Origin of the sequence: Cellulomonas sp. Y8 (assembly GCF_008033115.1) — a bacterium.
Lineage (GTDB): Bacteria > Actinomycetota > Actinomycetes > Actinomycetales > Cellulomonadaceae > Cellulomonas.
The window spans coordinates 620929-643024 of sequence record NZ_CP041203.1 but is presented as its reverse complement, the minus strand read 5'-3'; the positions used below and the strand labels follow the sequence as shown (position 1 = coordinate 643024).

The 22096-nt window shown below is 75.4% G+C and carries 23 protein-coding genes; 16 read left to right on the top strand and 7 right to left on the bottom strand.

Features of this window, described 5'->3' with window-relative positions; genetic code table 11:
* Positions 1-23: 23 nt before the first annotated feature.
* Positions 24-659 (top strand): ClpP family protease, encoded by a 636-nt coding sequence (locus FKM96_RS02865; protein ID WP_147793960.1) that lies wholly within the window; start codon positions 24-26, stop codon positions 657-659.
* A complete protein-coding gene (locus FKM96_RS02860; protein WP_147793959.1) occupies positions 659-1279 on the top strand; it encodes a ClpP family protease in 621 nt (206 codons plus the stop codon). The genes FKM96_RS02865 and FKM96_RS02860 overlap by 1 nt, the downstream gene beginning before the upstream one ends.
* An 87-nt stretch (positions 1280-1366) precedes the next feature.
* Here the strand turns inward: FKM96_RS02860 and FKM96_RS02855 are convergent, their stop codons facing one another.
* Positions 1367-1816, bottom strand: coding sequence for a helix-turn-helix domain-containing protein (locus tag FKM96_RS02855; protein ID WP_147793958.1), 450 nt, complete (start codon positions 1814-1816; stop codon positions 1367-1369).
* 204 nt (positions 1817-2020) lie between these two features.
* Between FKM96_RS02855 and FKM96_RS02850 the strand changes: the two genes are divergently transcribed.
* The 3 genes from FKM96_RS02850 (at position 2021) to FKM96_RS02840 (ending at position 5065) form a co-directional block, all read left to right on the top strand.
* Positions 2021-2917, top strand: coding sequence for an LLM class F420-dependent oxidoreductase (locus tag FKM96_RS02850; RefSeq protein ID WP_147793957.1), 897 nt, complete (start codon positions 2021-2023; stop codon positions 2915-2917).
* Between the two features lie 68 nt (positions 2918-2985).
* Positions 2986-3366 carry a VOC family protein gene (locus FKM96_RS02845; RefSeq protein ID WP_147793956.1) on the top strand — a complete coding sequence of 127 codons (381 nt, stop codon included), beginning with the start codon at positions 2986-2988 and terminating at the stop codon, positions 3364-3366.
* Positions 3367-3427: 61 nt separating this feature from the next.
* On the top strand, positions 3428-5065 hold the full coding sequence (locus tag FKM96_RS02840; RefSeq protein ID WP_147793955.1) for a SpoIIE family protein phosphatase: 1638 nt from the start codon (positions 3428-3430) through the stop codon (positions 5063-5065).
* A gap of 7 nt (positions 5066-5072) precedes the next feature.
* On the opposite strand, the gene FKM96_RS02835 is transcribed toward FKM96_RS02840, so the two are convergent.
* On the bottom strand, positions 5073-6698 hold the full coding sequence (locus FKM96_RS02835) for an endo-1,4-beta-xylanase (protein WP_147793954.1): 1626 nt from the start codon (positions 6696-6698) through the stop codon (positions 5073-5075).
* Positions 6699-6823: 125 nt separating this feature from the next.
* On the opposite strand from FKM96_RS02835, the gene FKM96_RS02830 reads away from it, so the two are divergent.
* The 3 genes from FKM96_RS02830 to FKM96_RS02820 all read left to right on the top strand — a co-directional run bounded on the left by FKM96_RS02830 (position 6824) and on the right by FKM96_RS02820 (position 9459).
* Positions 6824-7621, top strand: coding sequence for an endonuclease/exonuclease/phosphatase family protein (locus FKM96_RS02830; RefSeq protein WP_246855321.1), 798 nt, complete (start codon positions 6824-6826; stop codon positions 7619-7621).
* Positions 7618-8418, top strand: coding sequence for a M15 family metallopeptidase (locus FKM96_RS20970; RefSeq protein ID WP_210417351.1), 801 nt, complete (start codon positions 7618-7620; stop codon positions 8416-8418). The genes FKM96_RS02830 and FKM96_RS20970 overlap by 4 nt, the downstream gene beginning before the upstream one ends.
* Before the next feature lie 111 nt (positions 8419-8529).
* Positions 8530-9459, top strand: coding sequence for a universal stress protein (locus tag FKM96_RS02820; protein WP_168216850.1), 930 nt, complete (start codon positions 8530-8532; stop codon positions 9457-9459).
* 42 nt (positions 9460-9501) lie between these two features.
* Here the strand turns inward: FKM96_RS02820 and FKM96_RS02815 are convergent, their stop codons facing one another.
* Complete coding sequence (locus FKM96_RS02815) at positions 9502-10524, bottom strand: LacI family DNA-binding transcriptional regulator (RefSeq protein ID WP_147793951.1); 1023 nt, start codon at positions 10522-10524, stop codon at positions 9502-9504.
* Positions 10525-10703: 179 nt separating this feature from the next.
* Between FKM96_RS02815 and FKM96_RS02810 the strand changes: the two genes are divergently transcribed.
* The 5 genes from FKM96_RS02810 (at position 10704) to FKM96_RS02790 (ending at position 17587) form a co-directional block, all read left to right on the top strand.
* The gene (locus FKM96_RS02810; RefSeq protein ID WP_371300479.1) at positions 10704-11633 is read left to right on the top strand and encodes a carbohydrate ABC transporter permease; all 930 of its coding nucleotides are present in this window, start codon (positions 10704-10706) and stop codon (positions 11631-11633) included.
* A gap of 2 nt (positions 11634-11635) precedes the next feature.
* Entirely contained in the window at positions 11636-12559 is a 924-nt protein-coding gene (locus tag FKM96_RS02805) for a carbohydrate ABC transporter permease (protein ID WP_147793950.1), read from the top strand.
* Between the two features lie 55 nt (positions 12560-12614).
* Entirely contained in the window at positions 12615-13931 is a 1317-nt protein-coding gene (locus tag FKM96_RS02800) for a sugar ABC transporter substrate-binding protein (protein ID WP_147793949.1), read from the top strand.
* A 127-nt stretch (positions 13932-14058) separates the two neighbouring features.
* Complete coding sequence (locus tag FKM96_RS02795) at positions 14059-15825, top strand: beta-galactosidase family protein (RefSeq protein ID WP_147793948.1); 1767 nt, start codon at positions 14059-14061, stop codon at positions 15823-15825.
* Positions 15826-15952: 127 nt separating this feature from the next.
* Positions 15953-17587 carry a sensor domain-containing diguanylate cyclase gene (locus tag FKM96_RS02790; RefSeq protein WP_168216849.1) on the top strand — a complete coding sequence of 545 codons (1635 nt, stop codon included), beginning with the start codon at positions 15953-15955 and terminating at the stop codon, positions 17585-17587.
* Between the two features lie 38 nt (positions 17588-17625).
* Here the strand turns inward: FKM96_RS02790 and mtnN are convergent, their stop codons facing one another.
* The 4 genes from mtnN to FKM96_RS02770 form a co-directional block, all read right to left on the bottom strand.
* Positions 17626-18372, bottom strand: a complete 747-nt coding sequence (mtnN, locus tag FKM96_RS02785) for a 5'-methylthioadenosine/S-adenosylhomocysteine nucleosidase (RefSeq protein WP_246855165.1) — start codon at positions 18370-18372, stop codon at positions 17626-17628.
* Positions 18369-18821, bottom strand: a complete 453-nt coding sequence (locus FKM96_RS02780) for an S-ribosylhomocysteine lyase (protein ID WP_147796879.1) — start codon at positions 18819-18821, stop codon at positions 18369-18371. The genes mtnN and FKM96_RS02780 overlap by 4 nt, the downstream gene beginning before the upstream one ends.
* 114 nt (positions 18822-18935) lie before the next feature.
* A complete protein-coding gene (locus FKM96_RS02775; protein ID WP_147793946.1) occupies positions 18936-19877 on the bottom strand; it encodes a DNA-3-methyladenine glycosylase in 942 nt (313 codons plus the stop codon).
* A 71-nt stretch (positions 19878-19948) separates the two neighbouring features.
* Positions 19949-20782, bottom strand: coding sequence for an alpha/beta fold hydrolase (locus FKM96_RS02770; protein ID WP_147793945.1), 834 nt, complete (start codon positions 20780-20782; stop codon positions 19949-19951).
* Positions 20783-20877: 95 nt separating this feature from the next.
* Between FKM96_RS02770 and FKM96_RS02765 the strand changes: the two genes are divergently transcribed.
* The 3 genes from FKM96_RS02765 to FKM96_RS02755 are packed head-to-tail and all read left to right on the top strand — an operon-like array spanning position 20878 to position 22095.
* Entirely contained in the window at positions 20878-21474 is a 597-nt protein-coding gene (locus tag FKM96_RS02765) for a TetR/AcrR family transcriptional regulator (RefSeq protein ID WP_210417350.1), read from the top strand.
* A gap of 34 nt (positions 21475-21508) precedes the next feature.
* A complete protein-coding gene (locus FKM96_RS02760; protein WP_147793943.1) occupies positions 21509-21754 on the top strand; it encodes a CopG family transcriptional regulator in 246 nt (81 codons plus the stop codon).
* The gene (locus tag FKM96_RS02755) at positions 21751-22095 is read left to right on the top strand and encodes a type II toxin-antitoxin system PemK/MazF family toxin (RefSeq protein WP_147793942.1); all 345 of its coding nucleotides are present in this window, start codon (positions 21751-21753) and stop codon (positions 22093-22095) included. Before FKM96_RS02760 ends, FKM96_RS02755 begins: the two co-directional genes overlap by 4 nt.
* Position 22096 lies beyond the last annotated feature (1 nt).

Here is a 22096-nt window from a genome sequence, read left to right as displayed (position 1 = left end):
CCAGCCCACCCGAGGAGGCCCGCATGTCACCCGTCCCCGTCCCGCCCGCCGACCGCGCCGAGGCCCCGCCGGCCCGTGCGTTCGACGACGACCTCGCGGCCCGCCTGCTGCACCAGCGGATCGTCGTGCTCGGCCAGGAGGTCGACGACACCGTCGCCAACCGCGTCTGCGCCCAGCTGCTCCTGCTCTCCGCCGAGGACCCGCGGCGCGACATCGCGCTGTACATCAACTCGCCCGGCGGCTCGGTCACGGCCGCCATGGCGATGTACGACACCATGCGGCTGATCCCGAACAACGTCGCGACGCTCGCGATGGGGCTCGCGGCGAGCGCCGGGCAGTTCCTGCTCAGCGCCGGCACCCCGGGCAAGCGGAACGTCATGCGGCACGCCCGCGTGCTCATGCACCAGCCGTCCGGGGGCATCGGCGGCACGGCCGTCGACATCGCGATCCAGGCGCAGAACCTGGCGCACACCAAGCGGACGATGCAGGCGCTGATCGCCGAGCACACCGGCCAGAGCGTCGAGACGATCGAGCGCGACTCCGACCGGGACCGCTGGTTCACCGCCGAGGAGGCCCTGGCCTACGGGTTCGTGGACCGCGTGGTCGAGCACCTGGACGACGTCCGCCCGGACGCCGCGCAGCGACGGGCGGGCCTGTGATGGCCGGGACCTACACCGTGCCGGTGGTCGTCGAGCAGCGGCCGAACGGCGAGCGCGCGTCCGACGTGTTCTCCCGGCTGCTGAGCGACCGGATCGTGTTCGTCGGGACCGAGATCGACGACGGCGTGGCGAACGTGGTCGTCGCCCAGCTGCTGCACCTGCAGTCCGAGGACCCGGACCAGCCGATCCACCTGTACCTGAACTCGCCGGGCGGCTCGGTCACGGCCCTGCTCGCGATCTACGACACCATGCGGTACGTCCGGCCCGACGTGGCGACGTACTGCCTCGGGCAGGCGGCGTCCGCGGCGGCAGTGCTCCTCGCGGCCGGGGCGCCCGGGCAGCGGCACGTGCTCGAGCACGCGCGCGTGCTGCTGCACCAGCCGTCGGGCGGGGCGCAGGGGACCGCGGCGGACCTGGAGCTGCAGGCGGCCGAGATCCTCCGGCTGCGCGGGCAGGTCGACGACATCCTGGCGGCGCACACCGGGCGGTCCCGCGAGCAGCTGCGGGCCGACACCGACCGGGACCTCGTGCTGACCGCCGAGCAGGCCGTGGCGTACGGGATCGCGGACACGGTGATCACGACCCTCAAGCGGCCCGCGCTCCCGTCCGCGGCGGCCTGACCGCGGCGCCGGCCGAGGTCGAGCGTTTCCGGCGAGGTCGAGGGTTTCCCGCCGCGTGCCGGCCGGAAACCCTCGACCTCGGCGGGATCAGGCGGCGAGGAGGAGCGCCGTGCGCGAGGGAGGGCGGGTGGTGGCGAGCGGGGTGACCGGGGCGAGGCCGGGGACCGCGGCGCCCGGGGCGCCCGCCAGGTCGACGACCACCCGGCCCTCCGCGCGGGCCAGCACGGCGTGCGCGTCGCCCACCAGGTCGACCAGCCGCAGCCCCAGCGCCCGGCAGACCGCGCCCAGCACCTCGGAGGACGCCTCCTTGCGGCCGCGCTCGACCTCGGAGAGGTACGGCACCGACACCCGGGCGGCGTCGGCGACGTCGCGCAGCGTGCGGCCCTGGCGCTCGCGGTGCCGGCGCAGCACGGCGCCGACGAGGACGCGCAGCGGCGGCTCGGGCCGGGCGGCGACGGGGTCGGCGGGCCGGGCGGGCCCGGTGCGCCCGCCAGGCGTGGCGGGGCCGGCGGACGGGGCTGCGGCGACGTGCGGCATGGGCGGACCTCCTCGGTCCCCGCCACGCTAGCGCCGTGACCCCCGCCGCGGCCGGGCGCGCCGTTCTGCCCTCAGCAGACGCCGCGGCACCCGCCCCGCCCGCCCGGGCGCTCAGCGCTCTTGACTTCGAGCGCGCTCCAAGCGGCATCGTCCGAGGAGCCGGCGCGGTCCGCGCGCCCGGCACGACCCCCCGGAGGAGCCACCATGCGCCTGGGCGCCCACCTCATGCGGTTCGACGCGGTCGAGCCCGCCCGGCTCGGTCCCGAGCTCGCCGACACGGCCGAGGCGGCGGAGGACGCCGGCCTGGCCTGGCTGTCGGTGATGGACCACTTCTTCCAGATGGAGCCCGCGGGCTTCCCCGCGAGCGACCCGATGCTGGAGGCGTACACGACGCTCGGCATGCTGGCCGGCCGCACGGAGACGGTGCAGCTCGGCGCGCTCGTCACGGGCGTGACCTACCGGCACCCCGGCCTGCTCGCGAAGATCGTCGCCACCCTGGACGTGCTGTCCCAGGGCCGCGCGACGCTCGGCATCGGCGCCGCGTGGTACGAGAAGGAGCACGTGGCGCTCGGGGTGCCCTACCCGCCGCTGAAGGAGCGGTTCGAGCGGCTCGAGGAGACGCTGCGGATCTGCCGGCAGATGTGGGACCCCGAGGACGAGGGCCCGTTCGAGGGCGAGCACTACCGGCTCGCGGAGACGCTGTGCCGCCCCCTGCCGCTCAGCCGGCCCGGGCGCGGCCCCGAGATCCTCGTGGGCGGGTCGGGGGAGCGCAAGACGCTGCGGCTCGTCGCGCAGTACGGCGACGCGTGCAACCTGTTCGAGACCGGCCCTCAGGAGGTCGGCCGCAAGCTTGACGTGCTGCGCGGGCACTGCGACGACGTCGGCCGGGACTACGCGGACATCCGGGTGACGCTGCTGATGGGCGGCGACCAGCTGCTGTCCGGCGACGTCGACGGGTTCGTCGCGGCGGCGCGCCCGTACGCCGACCTCGGCGTCGAGACGGTCATCCTGCGCCCGCCGGCCGAGGTGCCGCTGGCGACCTGGGTCCGGGACCACGTGGCGCCGGCGGTGCCGCGGGTGGCGGAGCTGGGCGCGCGCTGAGCGGCGCGGGCCGCCCGCGGTCCGCTCCCGACGTGCGGCGGGGCCCGACCTGACCCCACGATGGGCGCATGCAGGGGCGGGCCGACGACGGCTGGTGGGGTGTGGTGCTCGACGCGCCGGAGCCGTGCGCGCTCGCGGCCTTCTACGCGGAGGTGCTGGGCTGGCAGGTCGTCGGCGACGACCCCGATCACGCGGTCGTCGCGGCGCCGTCCGGCGTGGCGTACCTCGCGGTGCAGCGCAGCCCCGACCACCAGCCGCCGGTGTGGCCCGCCGAGGACGGGCGCCAGCAGCGCCAGCTGCACCTGGACGTCGAGGTGCTGGACCTGGAGGAGGCGGTCGCGGGCGCGCTGCGGCTCGGTGCGCGCCTCGCCGGGCACCAGCCGCAGCCCTCCCGTCGCGTGCTGCTGGACCCGGCCGGCCACCCGTTCTGCCTCTACCGGGACGGCTGACCCGCGCGGACCGCCCGCCGTCACCCGGCGGCGGGGGTCGGCGGCGCGTAGGGTCACCAGCGTGCGATCCCCCTGGTTCCTGCGCGTCACCGCCGGCAGCGCGACCGGCGCGCTGGCGCGCGAGGTGGACTGGGCGGCGACGCCGCTGGGCGTACCGAGCACCTGGCCGACCGCGCTGCGGCTCACGGTCGAGATGTGCTTCAGCACCCGGTTCCCCGTGCTGGTCACCTGGGGGCCCGAGCTCACGATGATCTACAACGACGGCTACCGGGAGATGCTCGGCTCCGACAAGCACCCGGGGGCGATGGGCGCGCCGCTCGCCGAGGTGTGGAAGGAGGTCTGGGACGACCTGCGGCCGTCGGTCGAGGCGGTCATGCAGCGCGGCGAGCGGACCTGGGAGGTCGACCGGCACCTGGTGACCAACCGCTCCGGGTACGACGAGGACGTCTACTTCACGTACTCGTACTCGCCGATCCGGGACTCCTCCGACGAGGTGCGCGGGCTGCTGGACATCGTCACCGAGACCACCGAGCGGGTCGTGGAGCAGCGGCGGATGCGGCTGCTCGGCGACCTGTCGGCCGCGGTCACGACCGCGCGGGACGACCTGCACGCGCTGTCGTCGGCGGCGCTCGCGCTGTTCGAGGACGCGCCCGACGTGCTGGCCGCGGCGCTGTACGTCCGGGGTGCCGGGGGCGCGCTCGAGCTGCGGGGCAGCGCCGGGGCGTCACGCGGAGCCGAGGCCCCCGGAGACGTCGTGGACCGGGTCGCCCGCACGGGCGTGGCCGAGGAACGGGGCCGGACGGTGGTGGTCCCGCTCGCGGGCGTGGTCGACGCGGCGCCCGTCGGGGTGATGGTGCTGACCGGCGCCGGGCGCCGGCCCTGGGACGACGCCTACCGGTCGTACCTGCACCTGGTCGCGAGCATCGTCGGCGCCGCGGTCGGCGGCACGCTGCGGCACCAGATCGAGGTGGACCACCTGCGGGAGGTCAGCGACACGCTGCAGGCCGCGATCCTGCCCGAGGGGTCCAGCGTCGCGGGCGTGGTCGCCCGCTACCTCCCCGCCGTCGGCGACCTGGCGGTCGGCGGCGACTGGTACGACGTGGTCGAGCTGGGCCCGGGGCGCCGCGCGCTCGTCGTCGGCGACTGCGTGGGCCACGGCCTCGACGCGGCCGCGCGGATGGGCCAGCTGCGCGCCGCCACCCGAGCCCTGCTGCTCGAGGACCGCAGCCCCGCCGACGTGCTGGACGGCCTCGACCGGTTCGCGCGCACCCTGCCCGGGGCGGAGTGCACCACGGTGTTCTGCGGCGTCGTCGACGAGGTGGAGCACACGGTCGTGCACTCGTCGGCCGGGCACCTGCCGCCCGTGCTGCGCCGGGCCGCGGGCGGGGCGGAGATGCTGGTCGGAGGACGCGGCGCGGCGCTCGGCATCTCGACCGCCGCGCGCCCGGAGGCCGTCGAGCGGCTGACGGACGGCGACCTGCTGGTCGTGTGCACGGACGGCCTGATCGAGCGGCGCCGCGAGACGCTCCGCTCCGGGTTGGACCGGCTGGTGGCGGAGGTGGCGGCCCAGCCCGCCGACGCGCGCACGGCGTCCGTCGCCGACGACCTGATCCGCGCGCTCGCCCCGCACGGCGCGGAGGACGACGTGGCGCTGGTGGTCTACCGCGCCGGCGCGGTCGCCGCGGACGACCTGCCCTGACGGGACGTCAGCCCGCGCCCAGCCCCTCGAGGAACCCCTCGTAGGCCGGCTTCGCCTGCAGGTCGTCGTCGAACAGCAGCGGCGCCTCGTACGGCCGCTCCTCGGGCCAGGCCCGCAGCCACGACCGGGTGTCGTACAGGCCCCAGACGCCGACGAACGCCAGGTCGCGCTGCGCGAACGCCGCGGCCAGGTCGCGCACCTGCCCCCGCTGGGCCTCCAGCCGGTCCGGCGGCGTCCGGTCCAGCTGCTCGTCCCGCCCCGAGATCGCGACGTCCAGCTCGGTCACGGCCTGCCGCACGCCGAGCGCCGCGACCGCGTCGAGGGTCGTGGCGACCCGGTCGACGTCCGTGTCCAGGTCGACGTGCATCTGGTGCCCGACGCCGTCGACCGGGGCGCCCGCGGCCTGCAGGTCCATCACGAGCCGGACCAGCCCGCGGCGGCGGTCGGGGGCGTCCGTGTCGTAGTCGTTGAGGTACAGCGTGACGTCCGGGCCCAGCTCCTCGCGCGCGATCCGGAACGCCTCGGCGACGTAGTCCGGGCCGAGCACCTCGTACCACCGGCTGTGCCGCAGGCCGTCCGGCTGCTGCGGGTCGAGCGCCTCGTTGACGACGTCCCAGGACGTCACCGGGCTCGCGTCGCCGTACCGCTCGGCCAGGTGGTCGGCGACCGCGCGCGTGTGCGTGCGCAGCCTCTCGAGCAGCAGCGCGCGGTCCTCGGCGCTGCCGGTGAGCGGGCGGCCGTCGGGGGCCTCGAAGAACCAGTCGGGCGTCGACCGGTGCCAGACCAGCGTGTGGCCGTGCACCGTGAGCCCGTGGGCGGCGGCGAAGTCCAGCACCTCGTCCATGGGTCCGAAGTCGAGCTCGCCCTCCGTCGGCTGCACCGTGATCGGCTTCATGGCGTTCTCGGGGGTCAGCTGGTCGAAGTGCCGGAGCAGCAGCTCGGCGGGGCGGCCGGTGAGATCCTGCGGCCCGACCGCGACGCCCAGCGGCACCTCCGTCGCGTCCTTCAGGGCGGTCACGTCGGTCTGCACCTCCGGGGTCGGGCGCTGCACGGTGACGTCGTCCAGCCGCAGGTCGGCCGTCGACTCGGTGGTCTCGACGTACAGCCGCCACCCGCCGTCGCCCTCCGGGACCTGGGCGGTGCCGGACACCTCGACCCAGTCACCGGCGGAGGCGGCGGCCCGTGCGACGTGCAGGTAGAGGGGGTCCTCGCTCCCGGGGTCGCGCTCGAGGGTGAGCTGCACGTCCGCGTCCGGCGCGCCGTCGCCGAGCCGGACCCAGGCCGAGACGGTGTGCACCTGGCCGCGGGCCACCGACCCCGACAGGTCGACGGCCGCGCCGTGCCAGGCCTCCGACCGGCCGCTGACCAGCAGGCTGCCCGCGCCGTCGTGCGTGACGTCCTGCGCCGCGGCGACCTGCACGCCGTCGCCGAGCGGGGCCCAGCCCTCGTCGCCCTCGTCGAAGCTGCTGGACAGCACGGTGGTCATGGCCTCGGCCGGCGCGGTGCTCGCGGGCGCGGTCGGGGCGGGGGAGTCGTCGGCGCGGTCGTCGTCCCGGACCAGCAGCACCACGGCGAGCAGCACGAGGACGAGGACGACGGCGCCGGTGCCGAGCAGCAGGGCGGGTCGGCGCACGCGGGTGCCTCTCGTCCAGGGATCGGGGGAGGGCCCACGGTAGGCACGCCGGTGCCCGGGAGGCCAGTCCCGCAGGTGGGCGCGCGCGTCGGCGCGCCGGTCCCTACGCTGGCGGCGTGCGGGCCATGACGTGGAACGTGTGGTGGCGCTTCGGGGGCGCGTGGCGGGAGCGGGAGCCCGCCGTCCTCGGCGTGCTCGCCGACGCCCGCCCGGACGTGCTCGCACTGGTGGAGACGTGGCGGGACGCCGACGGCACGCAGGCCGACCTGGTCGCGGACCACCTCGGCCTGCCCGCCGCGGTGTTCGTGCCGACCGGGCTGCCGCCGGTCCCGGACGCCCCGGAGCCCGACCTGGCCGGCGTCGAGATGGGCATCGCCCTGGTCGCCCGGTGGCCCCCGCTCGCGACCCGGACCGTGCCGCTGCCGGCGACCCAGCGCCCGGGGCCGCCGGCGCACGTCCTGCACGCCACGCTCGACCACCCCGCGGGGCCGCTGCACGTCCTGGTGGCGACGCTCGAGTGGGAGCCGCGGTACGCCGAGGACCGGATGGCGCAGGCCTGGGCGCTCGCGGACCTCGCGGCGGACGCCGAGCTGGACGGCGACCTGCCCGTGCTGGTGCTCGGCGACCTCAACGCGCGCCCCGACGGCCCGCAGCTGGCGGCGCTGACCCGGCAGCTCGCGGACCTGTGGCCGCTCGGGGGCGGCGACCCGGCCGCGGCGACCCTGAGCTCGGTCGTGCCGGAGGCGCCGCTGGAGGTCGTCGAGCTGATCGACCAGCGGATCGACCACGTGCTCGCCCGGCCCGGCCGCCCCGGCGGGACGCTGCGCGCGGACGGCGCCCGGCTCGCGGGGACCGAACCCGTGGGCGGGCGGTACCCGTCGGACCACTTCGCGGTGGTCGTGGACGTGGAGCTGACGTCGTGAGGCGGGCACGTCCGGCGGGGTTCGCGGCCGTGCTGCTGCTGGCCGCGGCCGCGTGCACGCCGGGCGGGGACCCGGCGCCGTCCCCGGGGCGGAGCCCGGCGGGGGAGTCCGCCGCGCGGGCCGCCGAGCCCGCGCCCGCGCCCGCCGCGGACCCCGAGCCCGCCGCGGTCCTCGCCCCCGACGCCGCGTGGGCCGACCACGGCGCGGTGGCCGCCGACGCCTACGCCCTCGGGTACGCGGGCACCGTCGGCCCGATCACGCCCGAGCTGGCGGCCCGGATGCAGTCCTCCTGGCGCGCGGGCTGCCCGGTGCCGCTGGCCGACCTGCGGTACGTCACGGTCACCTACCGCGGGTTCGACGGCGCGACGGCGACGGGGGAGCTCGTCGTGCACGCGGACGTCGCGGACAGCGTGGTGGCGGTGTTCGGCGAGCTGTTCGCCCTGGGCTACCCGGTCGCCTCGATGCGGCTGGTCGACGACTTCGGCGGCGACGACGACGCCTCGATGGCGGCGGACAACACCTCGGCGTTCAACTGCCGGCCGATCAGCCGGGGCACCGGCTGGTCCGAGCACGCCTACGGCCGGGCGATCGACCTGAACCCGGTCGAGAACCCGTACGTGCGCGGGTCGCTGGTGCTCCCGCCGGAGGGCGTCCCGTACGCGTCGCGGCTCGACGCCCCGGGCGTGCTGCACGCGGACGACGCGGTGGTGCGGGCGTTCGCGGCGCACGGCTGGCGGTGGGGCGGGGACTGGTCGTCGCCGGTCGACTACCAGCACTTCTCGACGACCGGTCGCTGACCTGCGCGCGTGCCCGCGCGGCCTCGCCCGAGGGACCAAGGGCCTGGCGTGTCCGCGGGGTCGAGGCGCATGGTGGACGCATCCGACGTCAGCGGGACGGAGGTGCGGGAGATGGACGACAGGGTGGTCGTCGGCTACGACACGTCGGTCGAGTCGGCCGCGGCGGTCCGGTGGGCCGCGGCGCAGGCGGCGAGCCGCGGCTGGGCGCTCGACGTGGTGCACGTCTGGGGCTTCGCGGGCCGCGAGGGCGGCGGCGCCGGCGAGTCGTGGCTCGGTCGCGAGGTGCAGGAGCAGGTGCGGCAGGTCGCCGAGGAGGGCGCGCGGATCGCGGTCGAGGCGGCCCCCGGCGTGGACGCCCGGCCCGAGGTGCGGCACGGCCCGCCCGCGCGGGTGCTGGTCGAACGGGCCGCCGACGCCCGGCTGGTCGTGGTCGGCCGGCGCGGCGCGGGCGTGGTCAACGCCCTGATCGGGTCGGCCGCGACCGGCGTGCTGCACCGGGCACGGTGCCCGGTGGTGGTGGTGCCCGCGTCCGCGCACGCCGGCGCGGGCCGCGACCCGGTGCTGGTCGGCTTCGACGGGTCCCCGGGCTCGTTCCGCGCGCTCGAGGCCGGGTGCGACCAGGCGGCCCACCTCGGCACCGGCGTGAGCGTCGTGACGGCGTGGACCACGGCGGTCGAGACGACCAGCCCGGCGTACTGGGCGTTCACCTACCCGCAGCGCTCGCCCGGCGAGGTGGCGCTGGAGGAGGCGGAGCGCGTGCTGGAGCGCGGCCGGTCGTGGGCGGCGTCCCGGCGGGACGTCGAGGTGGCGTTCGACCTGGCCGAGGGGCGGCCGGCGCAGGCGCTGGTGCGGCGCTCCCGGCACGCGAGCCTGCTGGTGGTGGGCACGCGCGGGCGCGGGGGGTTCGCCAGCCTGGTGCTGGGCTCGACCAGCCGCCCGGTGGTCCAGCGCGCCGAGTGCCCGGTGCTGGTCACGCGCAGCGCGGAGGCGGTGCCGGAGTCCCGCCCGCCGCGACCGGAGCGCGCGACGGCGTCGGCCTGACGGCCCGCGGGGGCGGACCCGGCGGCGCGCGGGACGCGCGGCTCAGGCCCGCGGCACCCCGGTGCTCGCCCGCACCACGAGCCGGGTGGGCACCACGATCCGCGAGTCGGTCAGCGTCTCGCGGTCCCGGATCTGCCGGACCAGCAGGTCGATGAGGCGGCTGCCGATCTGGTGGAAGTCCTGCTGCACGGTGGTGAGCGGCGGCCAGAGGAACTCGGCGAGCGGGATGTCGTCGAACCCGACGACGGACAGGTCGTCCGGGACCCGGCGCCCGCGCTCGTACAGCGCGCGGACGACGCCCGCAGCCATCTCGTCGTTGGCGCAGAACACGGCGGTGGCGTCGGGGTCGTCGGCCAGCCGCCGCCCCAGCTCGTAGCCGGACCGCGCCGTCCAGTCGCCGACCAGCACCTCCGGGACGGGGCGCCCGGATCCGACCAGGTGCTCGCGCCACGCGGCGGCGCGCATCTGGGCGGGGGCCGAGTCCTCCGGGCCCGCCACGTGGTGCACGGTGCGGTGCCCGAGGTCGAGCAGGTGCTGCACGGCGAGGTGCGTGCCGGTGACCTGGTCCGCGCCGACCGCCGGGTGGTGCCCGACGAACCGCGAGTCGGAGACCGCGACCGGCATCCGCGGCGGCAGCGCGAGCGTGACCGGGGTGGCGGTCTCGGCCCGGATGATGACCAGGCCGTCGATCGACTGGTGCGACAGCCGGGCCACGGCGTCGGTGACGTCGGCCGACCCCGGGGTGCGCACGTCGACCAGGCTCACGGTGTACCCCTCGGCCCGCGCGGCCTCGACGACGGCCTCGACCGTGCGGGACTCGCCGGTGCGGGCGAGGCGGTGCGCGATCAGGCCGAGGGTGCCGAACGAGCCGTACCGCAGCGCGCGCGCCGCGTGGTTGGGGGAGTACCCGAGCTCGTCCATCGCCGCGAGCACCCGCTCGCGGGTCTCCGGCCGGACGTTCTCCGCGCCGGTCGACACGCGCGAGACGGTCTGCGAGGAGACGCCGGCGAGCTGCGCGACGTCGGCGATCGACGGGCCCGGGCGGCCGCGCGCGGCGACGGTCATGCCGCAGACCCTAGCGCGTGTTCACGTCACCATCGACGCAATGGTGACGTCACCATTTCGTGACCTCCGAGGGCACCGCTCCCGTTGACGCACGCGGCGACCCCGTGGCACCGTGAGCGGGCGCACCGGATGTTGACGTCAACATCGGACGCGCAACGACCCCGAAGGAGTGGCTCGTCGTGACGCAGACCGTCCCCCCGCCCGTCGTGGCGGACCTCCCGGCCCGGCCCGGACGCCGTCCGGCCCGCCGCGGCCGGTGGACCGGCTGGGGCTTCGTCGGCCCGTTCATGGCCGTGTTCGCGCTGGTGTTCCTCGCGCCTATCGCGTACTCGATCTACCTCAGCCTGTTCCGCAAGCAGCTCGTCGGGGGCAACGCCTTCGTCGGCGTCGAGAACTACCAGCGCGCGTTCGCCGACCCGGCGTTCTGGTCGGCGCTCGGGCGCGTGACCCTGTTCCTCGCGGTGCAGGTGCCGATCATGCTCGGCATCGCGCTGCTGGTGGCCCTCGCGATCGACAGCGGCCGGCTCTACGGCAAGAGCTTCTTCCGCATCTCGATCTTCATGCCGTACGCCGTGCCCGCCGTGGTCGCCACGCTCATGTGGGGCTTCATGTACGGCACCCGGTTCGGCCTGGTCGGGAACATCAACGACGCGTTCGGGGTCTCGCTGCCCAACCCGCTGTCGCCCGACCTGGTGCTGCTGTCGATCGGCAACATCGTGACCTGGAGCTTCGTGGGCTACAACATGCTGATCTTCTACTCGGCGCTCCGGGTGGTGCCGGCCTCGCTCTACGAGGCCGCGGCCATCGACGGGGCGGGGCAGTGGCGGGTGATCCGTGCGATCAAGCTCCCCGCGATCCGCGGGGCCCTGGTCATCGCCACGATCTTCTCGATCATCGGCTCGTTCCAGCTGTTCAACGAGCCGAGCATCCTGCAGAAGCTCGCGCCCAACGCGATCACGACGAGCTTCACGCCGAACATGTACGCCTACTCGCTGTCCTTCTCCGGCCAGCAGTACAACTACTCGGCCACCGTCGCGATCATCATGGGCGTCGTCACGATGGTCGTCGCCTACGCCGTCCAGCTCCGCGGCATGCGGAAGGAGGCGTGACGATGACGACCACCACCGCCCCCACGCCCGCCCGTCCCGTCGCGGGCCCGAAGCTCCGCACCCGCCGCGGCCACAGCGTCGACAGGCCCCGCCGCAGCGTCCTGCTCACGGTGCTCACCACCGTGGTCGGCCTGTACGCGGTCGTCCCGCTGGCCTGGCTGGTCATCAACGCGACCAAGGCGCAGGAGGACCTGTTCGGCTCGTTCGGCCTGTGGTTCGCCGGCGACTTCTCCCTGTTCCAGAACATCGCCGACACGCTCACCTACAACGACGGCATCTTCGTCCGCTGGCTCGGCAACACGCTGCTCTACGTGGTCGTCGGCGCCGGCGGCGCCACCGCCCTGGCCGTGCTCGGCGGCTACGGCCTGGCCAAGTTCACGTTCCCGGGCAAGCGCGCCGTGTTCGCGATCGTGATCGGGGCGGTCGCGGTGCCCGGCACCGCGCTCGCCGTGCCGACGTTCCTCATGTTCAGCCAGATGGGCCTGACCAACACCCCGTGGGCCGTCATCATCCCGTCGCTGATCTCGCCGTTCGGCCTCTACCTCATGTGGACGTTCGCGGCCGAGGCGATCCCGACCGAGCTGCTGGAGGCCGCCCGCGTCGACGGCGCCAGCGAGGTGCGCACCTTCGCGCAGATCTGCCTGCCGCTGCTCGGCCCCGGCATCGTCACGGTGCTGCTCTTCACGATGGTCGCGACCTGGAACAACTACTTCCTGCCGCTGATCATGCTCAAGGACCCGGACTGGTACCCGCTCACGGTCGGCCTGAACTCGTGGAACGCCCAGGCGGCGACCTCGGGCGGCCAGGCGATCTTCAACCTCGTGATCACGGGCTCCGTCCTCACGATCGTGCCGCTCATCGCCGCGTTCCTGCTGCTGCAGCGGTTCTGGCAGTCGGGCCTCGCGTCCGGCTCCGTCAAGGAATGACCCCTCCCGCACGACCCAGCACCACCCATCTCACGACGACGTGGAAGGACACCCCATGACCGCACGTACCCGCCGGACGCTGGTGCGCACCGTCGCGCTGGCCGGCGCGCTCTCCCTCGGCCTCGCCGCCTGCAGCTCCGGCGGCGACGGCGGCGGCTCGGACGACGCCTCGGGCGGCGGCTCGACGACGCTCACCATCTGGGCGTGGGAGACCTCGCTGACGGACGTGGTCGCCGACTTCCAGGCCGACCACCCCGACGTGACGGTCGACCTGGTCAACGCCGGCACCGGCAACGACCAGTACACCGCGCTGCAGAACGCGATCGCGGCCGGCTCGGGCGTCCCGGACGTCGCGCAGATCGAGTACTACGCGGTGCCGCAGTTCGCGATCGGCGAGTCGCTGCTCGACCTCACCGAGTACGGCGCCGACGACCTGGACGGCACCTTCAGCCCCGGGCCGTGGAACGCGGTGCACCAGGGCGACGGCATCTACAACCTGCCGATGGACTCGGGCCCGATGGCGCTGTTCTACAACAAGGCCGTCTTCGACCGGCTCGGCGTCGCCGTGCCGACCACGTGGGACGAGTACCTCGCGGCCGCGCGCGCCCTGCACGCCGCCGACCCGAGCGTCTACATCGCGTCCGACACCGGCGACGCCGGCTCGGCGACCTCGATGATCTGGCAGGCCGGCGGCCACCCGTACACGGTCGACGGCACGGACGTGACCATCGACTTCACCGACGAGGGCACGCAGAAGTACACCGACCTGTGGCAGCAGATGATCGACGAGGGCCTGCTCTCCGACATCAGCGGCTGGACCGACGAGTGGTACCAGGGCCTCGGCAACGGCACCCTCGCCACCCTGGTCGTGGGCGCGTGGATGCCCGCCAACCTGGAGTCCGGCGTCGCGCAGGCCTCCGGCGACTGGCGCGTCGCGCCCATGCCGCAGTGGGAGGCCGGCGACTCCGTGACGGCCGAGAACGGCGGTTCCGGCCTGTCGATCCCGGCGGGCACGCAGAACGCCGAGCTCGCCTACGAGTTCCTGCAGTACGCCACCGCCGGCGACGGCGTGCAGACCCGGATCGACGCGGGCGCCTTCCCGGCCACCGTCGCCGACCTCGAGTCGGACGAGTTCCTCAACAAGGAGTTCCCGTACTTCGGCGGCCAGAAGGCCAACGAGGTCCTCGCGCAGTCCGCGGCCGACGTGGCCGAGGGCTGGCAGTACCTGCCGTTCCAGGTCTACGCGAACAGCATCTTCAACGACACGGCCGGCCAGGCCTACGTGTCGGGGACGACGCTGCAGGACGGCCTGCTCGACTGGCAGGACAAGTCGGTCGCGTACGGCAACGAGCAGGGCTTCACGGTCGACTGACGCCCTCCGCCGGGCCGGCGGCGCGGCGCACGACGCCCGCCGCCGGCCCGGCACCGGCCGCCCGCCCGGCCACCGCCCCGCCCGGCCACCGCGCCCCACCCACGACACCCCGGGAGCACCGCCCAGCATGCCCACGTTCGAGATCGGCGACACCGACTTCCTGCTCGACGGCCGCCCGCACCAGGTGGTCTCCGGTGCGCTGCACTACTTCCGGGTGCACCCCGAGCAGTGGGCGGACCGCATCCGCAAGGCCCGGCTCATGGGGCTCAACACCATCGAGACCTACGTGGCGTGGAACTTCCACGCCCCCGAGCGCGGGCGGTTCGACCTCGACGGCCCGCGCGACCTGGGCCGGTTCCTCGACCTGGTCGCCGCCGAGGGGATGCACGCGATCGTGCGCCCCGGCCCGTACATCTGCGCCGAGTGGGACAACGGCGGTCTGCCCGCGTGGCTGCTCGCGGACCCGGAGGTCGGCGTCCGCCGGCACGAGCCGCGCTACCTCGCCGCCATCGCGCAGTACTACGACCAGCTGCTCCCGCTCGTCGCCGAGCGCCAGGTCACCCGCGGCGGCCCGGTGATCGCGGTGCAGGTGGAGAACGAGTACGGCGCCTACGGCGACGACCACGACTACCTGCGCGCGCTGATCGCGATGAACCGGGAGCGCGGGATCGAGGTCCCGCTGCTGAGCTGCGACCAGGCCGACGACGAGATGCAGGCCCGCGGCAGCGTCCCCGAGCTGCACCGGACGGTCACCTTCGGCACCCGCGCCAAGGAGCGCCTCGAGCTGCTCCGCCGGCACCAGCCGACCGGCCCGCTCATGTGCATGGAGTTCTGGGACGGCTGGTTCGACTGGTGGGGCCAGCCGCACCACGTGGCGCCGGCCGAGATGAACGCGCAGGACCTGGACGACCTGCTGGCGCTGGGCGCGTCCGTGAACCTCTACATGTTCCACGGCGGCACCAACTTCGGGTTCACCGGCGGCGCCAACGACAAGCACACGTACCAGCCGATCACCACGTCGTACGACTACGACGCCCCGCTCGCGGAGCACGGCGCGGTCACCGCCAAGTGGCACGCGATGCGCGAGGTCATCTCCCGGTACGCGCCCGTGCCGGACGAGCTGCCCGGCGACCCGGCGCCGGCGCCGGAGCTCGCGGTCGACCTCGACCGCCGGGTCCCGTTCGCCGCGGCGCTGCCCGTGCTCGGCGAGCCCGCGGCGTGGGACCACCTGCCGACCACCGACGAGCTCGGCCACTGGACCGGGTTCACGCTGTACCGCACCCGCGTCACCGCGGACGACGGCGCGCTCACGTTCGCCGAGGTCCGGGACCGCGCGCTGGTCGCGCTCGACGGCGAGCCGGTCGGCGTCCTGAGCCGGACCGAGCACAGCCGCACGCTCGCGCTGCCCGCCCGGGCCGGCGAGCTCACCCTGCTGGTCGAGGACCAGGGCCGCGTCAACTACGGCCCGCGGATCGGCGAGCCGAAGGGGCTGATCGGGCCCGCGCGGACGGCGACCCGCGAGGTGACCGACTGGGCGGTGACGCCGCTGCGCCTGGACGGCGTCGAGCCGGCGCTGGCCGACCTGCTGGCCGCCGCGCCCGCCTCCGACGCCGCGGTGCCGGTCGCCGGTCCGGCGTTCCTGCGCGGCACCTTCGACGCCGTCGCGGGCGCCGACCACTTCCTGCGCACGGACGGCTGGGGCAAGGGCCTGGTCTGGGTGAACGGCTTCCTGCTCGGCCGGTACTGGAGCGCGGGCCCGACCGCGACGCTCTACGTGCCCGGGCCCCTGCTGCGCGCCGCCGGCAACGAGCTCGTGGTCCTCGAGCTGCACGGCGCCGCGGAGGCGCGGGTGACGTTCGTCCCCGGTCCCGACCTCGGCTCCTCGGAGGTCTGAGAAGTCACCCGCCCGCCATCGCGGTCCACCCGGTCGGCGCCTCAGATGACCTGCGAGGACGCCGATGACACGAGCAGGTCCCCGGCGCGCTCGCCGGGGCGGCGCGTGCAACAGCGAGGATCGGGACGTGGACGGCGCAGGGCAGCAGGAGTGGGAGGCCGACGAGGGCGCCCGGGCGCTGCGCGGGGCCCTGGCGGCGCTGACCCGGGACGGCTCGTTCCCGCTCGACGGCCTCACCCCCCGGTCGCCCGCGTCGGCGGCCGAGGGCGCCGGGCGGGTCCCGGGGCTGCCGCGCCGCCGGCGCCGCGTGGAGGCGGGCGGCGCGCCGGCTCCCGAGGACCTGCCCGCGCTGATGGCGCGGCAGTCGCAGCGGCTGCGGCAGCTCGAGACGCTCATCGAGGCGGCACCGGTCGGCATCGGCCTCGTGCAGCTCGACGGCCGCACGCCGCTGACGAACGACACCCTGCGGCAGCTGCTCGGCTACTCGACCGAGGAGTTCGCGACGATGCCGTTCGCGGACTACACCGTGGCCGAGGACCAGGCCGAGAACGACCGGCTGTTCCGCGCGATGGTGGACGGCGAGGGCGAGGCCGACGGGTTCGCCATGCAGAAGCGGTTCGTCCGCAAGGACGGCACGACGCTCTGGGTGGACCTCACGGTGTCGCTGGTCCGGGACGCCGACGGGCGGCCGGACTACGCCATCGGCATGGTCCAGGACATCACCGAGCGCAAGCGGCTGGCCGACGAGCTCGCCGCCGCCGAGCTGCACTACCGGCTGCTGGTCGAGCACGTCCCGGCGGTCGTCTACATCGCCGAGCCCGGGCCCGGCGGCCGGTTCGAGTACGTGAGCCCGCGCCTGGAGTGGATGCTCGGCCGAACACCCCAGGAGTGGCTGGACGACGCGGGGGAGTGGACCCGCGCGATCCACCCGTCGGACCGCGCGATGCGGTTCCACGAGGAGGCGCTGCGCGAGGGCCTGGGCGAGGGCGGCCAGCTGCCGTCGATCACCTACCGCCTGCGGCACCGCGAGGGCTACGACGTGTGGGTGCGCGACGACGCCGTCCTCCGCCGGGACAGCGACGGCAGCCCGCGGCTGCACGGCGTGCTCGTCGACGTCACCCAGGAGAAGACGCTCGAGGAGCGCCTGGCCCACATGGTCGACCACGACGCGCTCACCGGGCTGGTCAACCGGTCGCACTTCCACCGGCTGGTCGACGAGGCGCTGGCCGGGCGGGTCGACGGGCGCCGCGGCGTCGCGGTCATGTACGTCGACCTGGACGACTTCAAGGCCGTGAACGACAGCTTCGGGCACGCCGTGGGCGACCGGGTGCTGGTGGCGGTGGCCGACCGGCTGCGCGAGCTCGTGCCGCCGTCCGGCGCCGTCGCCCGGCTGGGCGGCGACGAGTTCGCCGTGCTGGTCACCGGCACGCCCGCCGCGGTGCGGCGCGCGGTGGCGGCGGTGCAGGACATGGGCCAGGTGTCGGTGCCCGTCGGCGGCGCGTGGGCGCGGGTCAGCGCCAGCGTCGGGGCCGCGGTGGCGGACCGGGCGCACACGACCGAGAAGCTGCTGCACGACGCGGACCAGGTGATGTACGACGCCAAGCTCGGCGGCGACCGGCCGGGGCGCGGCGGCGCGCGCCGGGGTGCGGCGGTGCGCCGGACCGTCGCGGAGCGCCGCGGGGCCGTCGGCGGTGCCGCGGCCGGGCGCCGGGCGGGCGACCGCGGGACCGGCGACGAGGGCGGCCGGCGCGCCGGGGGCTGAGGCGGATCCTCGAGTCCCCGGCGCGCCGGCCGTCGTCGTCAGGCGGGCGCGCCCACCCGGGCGAGCATGGCCAGCACGACCGCCGCGGAGCGGTCGGCCGCGTCGTCCACGTGCGTGAGGAAGTCGTCCGCGCCGGCCGGGCCGCACAGGTCCGAGATCCCGCGCACGGCGAGGAAGGGCACGCCGTAGACGTGCGCCACCTGGGCGAGCGCGGTGGTCTCCATGTCGGTCGACAGGCCGCCGGGGAACTGCTCGCGCACCGGACCGACCAGGCTGGCGTCGACGAACGCGTCGCTCGACAGCATGAGGCCCGCGCGCACGGTGAGGTCGCCGGCGTCGGCACCCAGGGCGGCGCCGCGCAGCGCCTGGTCGCCGTGGTAGGTCGCCGGCATGCCCGGCACCTGGCCGAGCGCGTAGCCGAAGGCCCGGGCGTCCGCGTTCGTGTACACGTGCTCCGAGCCGACGACGACGTCGCCGACGTGCACGCCCGCCTGGACGCCGCCCGCGCTGCCCGCGCTGATCAGCGCCGCCGGCGCCGCGCCGCCGCGCGCGGCCGCGACCAGCACGAGCGCCGCGGACGCGGCCGAGGCGGCGTTCGCCAGGCCGATCCCGGAGCGGACGAGCAGCACGTCCCGGCCGGCGACGGTGAGGACATGGTGCTCGGCGCCGCCGACCGTGGCCGGCTCGCCGACGGCGGCGGCGCGCTCCAGGAACGGCGCCGCCTCGTCCGGCATCGCGACCGAGACGACGACGTCGACGCCCGCGAGGGCGCTCGCCGCCGTCACGCGGTCACCTGGCTCCACTCGGCGCGGTGCGCGAGGAACTCCCGCGCCGCGCCCTGCGCGCCCTCCAGGGTGTGGTTGGCGCCCCAGCCGCACTGCACCTCGTTCGCCGCGGGCACCTCGCCGGCGGTGGTGATGTCCTGGAGCGTGTCGGCGACCAGGGCCTGGACGTCGTCCTCGGCCCACTCGCCCTGCAGGATCAGGTAGAACCCCGTCTGGCAGCCCATCGGGGAGAAGTCGATCACCCGGTCGCTGTGGTTGCGCGAGTGCTCGGCGAACAGGTGCTCCAGCGAGTGCACGACCGGCATCTCCAGGTGCGCCTTGTTGGGCTGGGCGAACCGGATGTCGTACTTGCTGATCACGTCGCCCGCCGGGAGCACCTTCGTGTCGGCCAGCCGGATGTACGGCGCGGCGACCGTCCGGTGGTCGAGGTTGAACGACTCGACGTTCATGCGGGGCTGGTTCACGGGACTCCCTCGGGGTGCAGCGGTCGGACGGGAACATTGTGCAGCGGTCGGGGGGTGCGCGGTATTCCGGGCGCGAGGGCCGGACGCAGGTGTCGCGGGTCAGGCCGGGCGGACCGCGCGCCGGGGCCGCGGCCGGGTGCGGGGGGAGCGTGACCGGTCCGTGAGCTCGAGCAGCCGCACGACCCGTCCCCGGTGCGGGGCCCAGGGGGCGAGCACGTCGAGCACCTCCTCCTGCTCGACCCGCCGCCCCGCGATCGCCGTGCCGACGAGCCGGGGCAGGTGCAGGTCCCCGACCGACACGGCGTCCGCGTCGCCGAGCGCGCGCCGGGTGGTCTCCGCGACCGTCCACACGCCGATCCCGGGGACGGTGGCGAGCCGCCGCCGGACCTCCGCGGCGGCGCCGGGCGCGTCCGGGGCGACGTCCAGCACCTCCTGCAGCCGGCGCGCGACCGCGGCGGCGCGGAGGATCGTCGAGGACCGCTGGTCGTCCACCCCGGCCCGCCGCCAGTCCCACACCGGGACCCGGCGCCAGCCGAGGGCGTCCGGGGGCACCCGCATGCCCGCGGGTGCCGGCCCGGGCGGGACCTCGCCGTGCCGGAGCAGCAGCCAGCGCCAGGCGTGGTGCGCGTCGACCGTGACGACGCGCTGCTCCAGCACCGCGGGTACCAGGGCGCCCAGCACGTCGCCCGTGCGGGGGATCCGCAGGCCGTGCAGCCGGTGGTGCGCCGCGGCGAGCGCGAGGTGGCCGACGGCGTCGAACGTGCGCGGGTCGTCCCGGGCGCCCAGCAGGTCCGGCAGGCCGGCGAGCGCGCGGGCCGCGCCGGGTCCCCAGGCGGCCGCGGCGACCCCGCGGGGCCCGGGGCGCAGGTGCAGGGTGGCGGGCCCGTCGGCGGTGCGCAGGGCGTGCCAGACCGTGCCGTCGCGCTCGATGCGGAGCGCGGGGTCGAGGCCGCCGCGGCGGACCAGCATCAGCGTGAGCCGGACGTCGAGCGGGCCGTCCGGGACGTACCCGCGGGTCTCGGGGCCGCCGGGGTGCTGCACCCCTCCAGCATGCCGGACGGCGCCGACACGGGCCTCGTGGGCCCGGCCGGCGCCGTCGCGGGGACGCGGGGTCAGCGCTTGAGGAAGTCGAGCAGGACCTCGGTCACCTCGGCGGCGTGCGTCCAGAGCATGCCGTGCGGCGCCCCCTCGATCTCGACGTACTCGGCCTGCGGCAGCGCCGCGTGGAACGGGCGGCCGGTGGCGTCGATCGGCAGGATCCGGTCCGCGGTGCCGTGCACGATCAGCGTCGGCACGTCGACCTTCGGCAGGTCGCCGCGGAAGTCGGTGAGCCAGGCGGGGACCACGGCGCTGGACGCGAACCAGGACGAGCCGGCGGCGACGTCCCAGGAGTGCCGGAGCGCCTCCTCCGACAGCCGCGACCCCAGGTTCTCGTCGGTGTTGTAGAAGTCGGCGTAGAAGCTGGTGAAGTACGCGTAGCGGTCGGCGGTCACGGCCTCGACGATCCCGTCGAACACCTCGCCCGGGACGCCCGTCGGGTTGTCGTCGGTCTGCAGCAGGAACGGCTCGAGCGACGCCAGGAACACGGCCTTCGCGACCCGCTCCGAGCCGTAGGTGCCGAGGTACCGGCCGACCTCGCCGGTGCCCATCGAGAACCCGACGAGGACCGCGTCGCGCAGGTCCAGGGTGTCGAGCACCGTCTTCAGGTCGGCGGCGAACGTGTCGTAGTCGTAGCCCGTGGTGGGCTGGCTCGACTGCCCGAACCCGCGGCGGTCGTACGTGATGACGCGGTAGCCGGCGTCCAGCAGGGCGGCTGACTGCTTCTCCCACGAGTGCCCGTCGAGCGGGTAGCCGTGGATCAGGACGACGGGCTGCCCCGTCCCGTGGTCCTCGTAGTAGAGGTCGATCGACGTGGTGTTCTCGGTGCCCACGGTGATGTACGGCATGGTCAGCCCTCTCCCTCTTCGGAGAACGGTCGTTCTCCGCGATGTCGCCTACACTAGAGAACGAGCGTTTTCCGCGCAAGCCCCGAGGAGCGGCCATGAACCAGGTGCAGGAGGCGGCCCGTCCGGCGCCGTCCGCCGACGAGCTGCGCGAGCGGGTGCTCGCCGCCGCGGACGGGCTCTACTACCGGCGCGGCATCCAGGCCGTCGGCATGGACGAGCTGCGCGCCGAGGCCGGCGTCCCGATGAAGCGGCTCTACGCCCTGTTCGGCGGGAAGGACGCGATCGTCGCCGAGGTGCTGCGCCGCCGCAGCGCGCAGTGGGAGCGCGGCGTGCAGGCCGCCGTGGACGCGGCGCCGAGCCCGCGCGAGCGGCTGCTGGCCGTCTACGACCACCTGGCCGGGTGGTTCGGCGAGACCGACTTCCACGGCTGCATCTTCATCAACTCGTTCGGCGAGCTCGGCGGGTGCTCGCCCGAGGTCGCCGAGATCGTCCGCGCGCACAAGGCGCGGTTCCAGGAGTACGTCGCGGGCCTCGTCGCCGACGCCGGCGGAGGGCCCGCGCTCGCGGCGCAGCTCGCGATCCTCGCGGAGGGCGCGCAGACCACCGCGGCGATCGCCGGCTCGCCCGAGGCGGCGGTGCAGGCGCGGGCGGCGGCGGCGACGCTGATCGACGCGGCGGGGCTGCGGGGCTGACGCCGGGCTGGTATGACCGGTTATACTCGGGGCCATGAAGACCGCGATCTCCGTACCGGATCCTGACTTCGAGCGGTTCGAGCGCGTCGCGGCGCGGCACGGGATGAACCGCTCCGAGTTCTACCGCCTTGCGGGACGCCGCCTCGCGGACGAGCTCGAGGGGACGAGCGAGCTCACCGCCCTCGCCAACGCGGCCATCGCGCGCGCCGGGCAGCCGGCCGGCGACGGCGCGTTCCTCCGCGCGTCGGAGCGGGCGGTGCTGGAGGGGACCGAGTGGTGATCGCCCGCTCCGACGTGGTGTGGGTCGACTTCGGTCAGCCGAGGGGGAGCGAGCCGGGCAAGGTCCGTCCCGCCGTGGTCGTGCAGGACGACTGGCTGCTCGCGACCGAGATCGGGACGGTGCTGGTGGTGCCCCTCACGTCGAACCTGGCACTGGAGGTGTTCCCGGGCAACGTGCTGGTCCCCGGTGCCGCGAGCGGCCTCGACCGGGACAGCGTCGCGGTCGTCTCGCAGGTCGGCCCGGTGTCGCGCGAGTTCCTCGAGCCGTTCCCGACCGGCCACCTCCCGGCCTACCTGGCGAACGCGGTGGCGGCCGGCATCCGCCTCGTCACCGGCATCTGAG

Coding starts and splice junctions, on each gene's coding strand:
- FKM96_RS02865 (WP_147793960.1), top strand. CDS start 24: ATGTCACCCGTCCCCGTCCCGCCCGCCGACCGCGCCGAGGCCCCGCCG.
- FKM96_RS02860 (WP_147793959.1), top strand. CDS start 659: ATGGCCGGGACCTACACCGTGCCGGTGGTCGTCGAGCAGCGGCCGAAC.
- FKM96_RS02855 (WP_147793958.1), bottom strand. CDS start 1,816: ATGCCGCACGTCGCCGCAGCCCCGTCCGCCGGCCCCGCCACGCCTGGC.
- FKM96_RS02850 (WP_147793957.1), top strand. CDS start 2,021: ATGCGCCTGGGCGCCCACCTCATGCGGTTCGACGCGGTCGAGCCCGCC.
- FKM96_RS02845 (WP_147793956.1), top strand. CDS start 2,986: ATGCAGGGGCGGGCCGACGACGGCTGGTGGGGTGTGGTGCTCGACGCG.
- FKM96_RS02830 (WP_246855321.1), top strand. CDS start 6,824: ATGACGTGGAACGTGTGGTGGCGCTTCGGGGGCGCGTGGCGGGAGCGG.
- FKM96_RS02820 (WP_168216850.1), top strand. CDS start 8,530: ATGGACGACAGGGTGGTCGTCGGCTACGACACGTCGGTCGAGTCGGCC.
- FKM96_RS02815 (WP_147793951.1), bottom strand. CDS start 10,524: ATGACCGTCGCCGCGCGCGGCCGCCCGGGCCCGTCGATCGCCGACGTC.
- FKM96_RS02805 (WP_147793950.1), top strand. CDS start 11,636: ATGACGACCACCACCGCCCCCACGCCCGCCCGTCCCGTCGCGGGCCCG.
- FKM96_RS02800 (WP_147793949.1), top strand. CDS start 12,615: ATGACCGCACGTACCCGCCGGACGCTGGTGCGCACCGTCGCGCTGGCC.
- FKM96_RS02795 (WP_147793948.1), top strand. CDS start 14,059: ATGCCCACGTTCGAGATCGGCGACACCGACTTCCTGCTCGACGGCCGC.
- FKM96_RS02780 (WP_147796879.1), bottom strand. CDS start 18,821: ATGAACGTCGAGTCGTTCAACCTCGACCACCGGACGGTCGCCGCGCCG.
- FKM96_RS02770 (WP_147793945.1), bottom strand. CDS start 20,782: ATGCCGTACATCACCGTGGGCACCGAGAACACCACGTCGATCGACCTC.
- FKM96_RS02765 (WP_210417350.1), top strand. CDS start 20,878: ATGAACCAGGTGCAGGAGGCGGCCCGTCCGGCGCCGTCCGCCGACGAG.
- FKM96_RS02760 (WP_147793943.1), top strand. CDS start 21,509: ATGAAGACCGCGATCTCCGTACCGGATCCTGACTTCGAGCGGTTCGAG.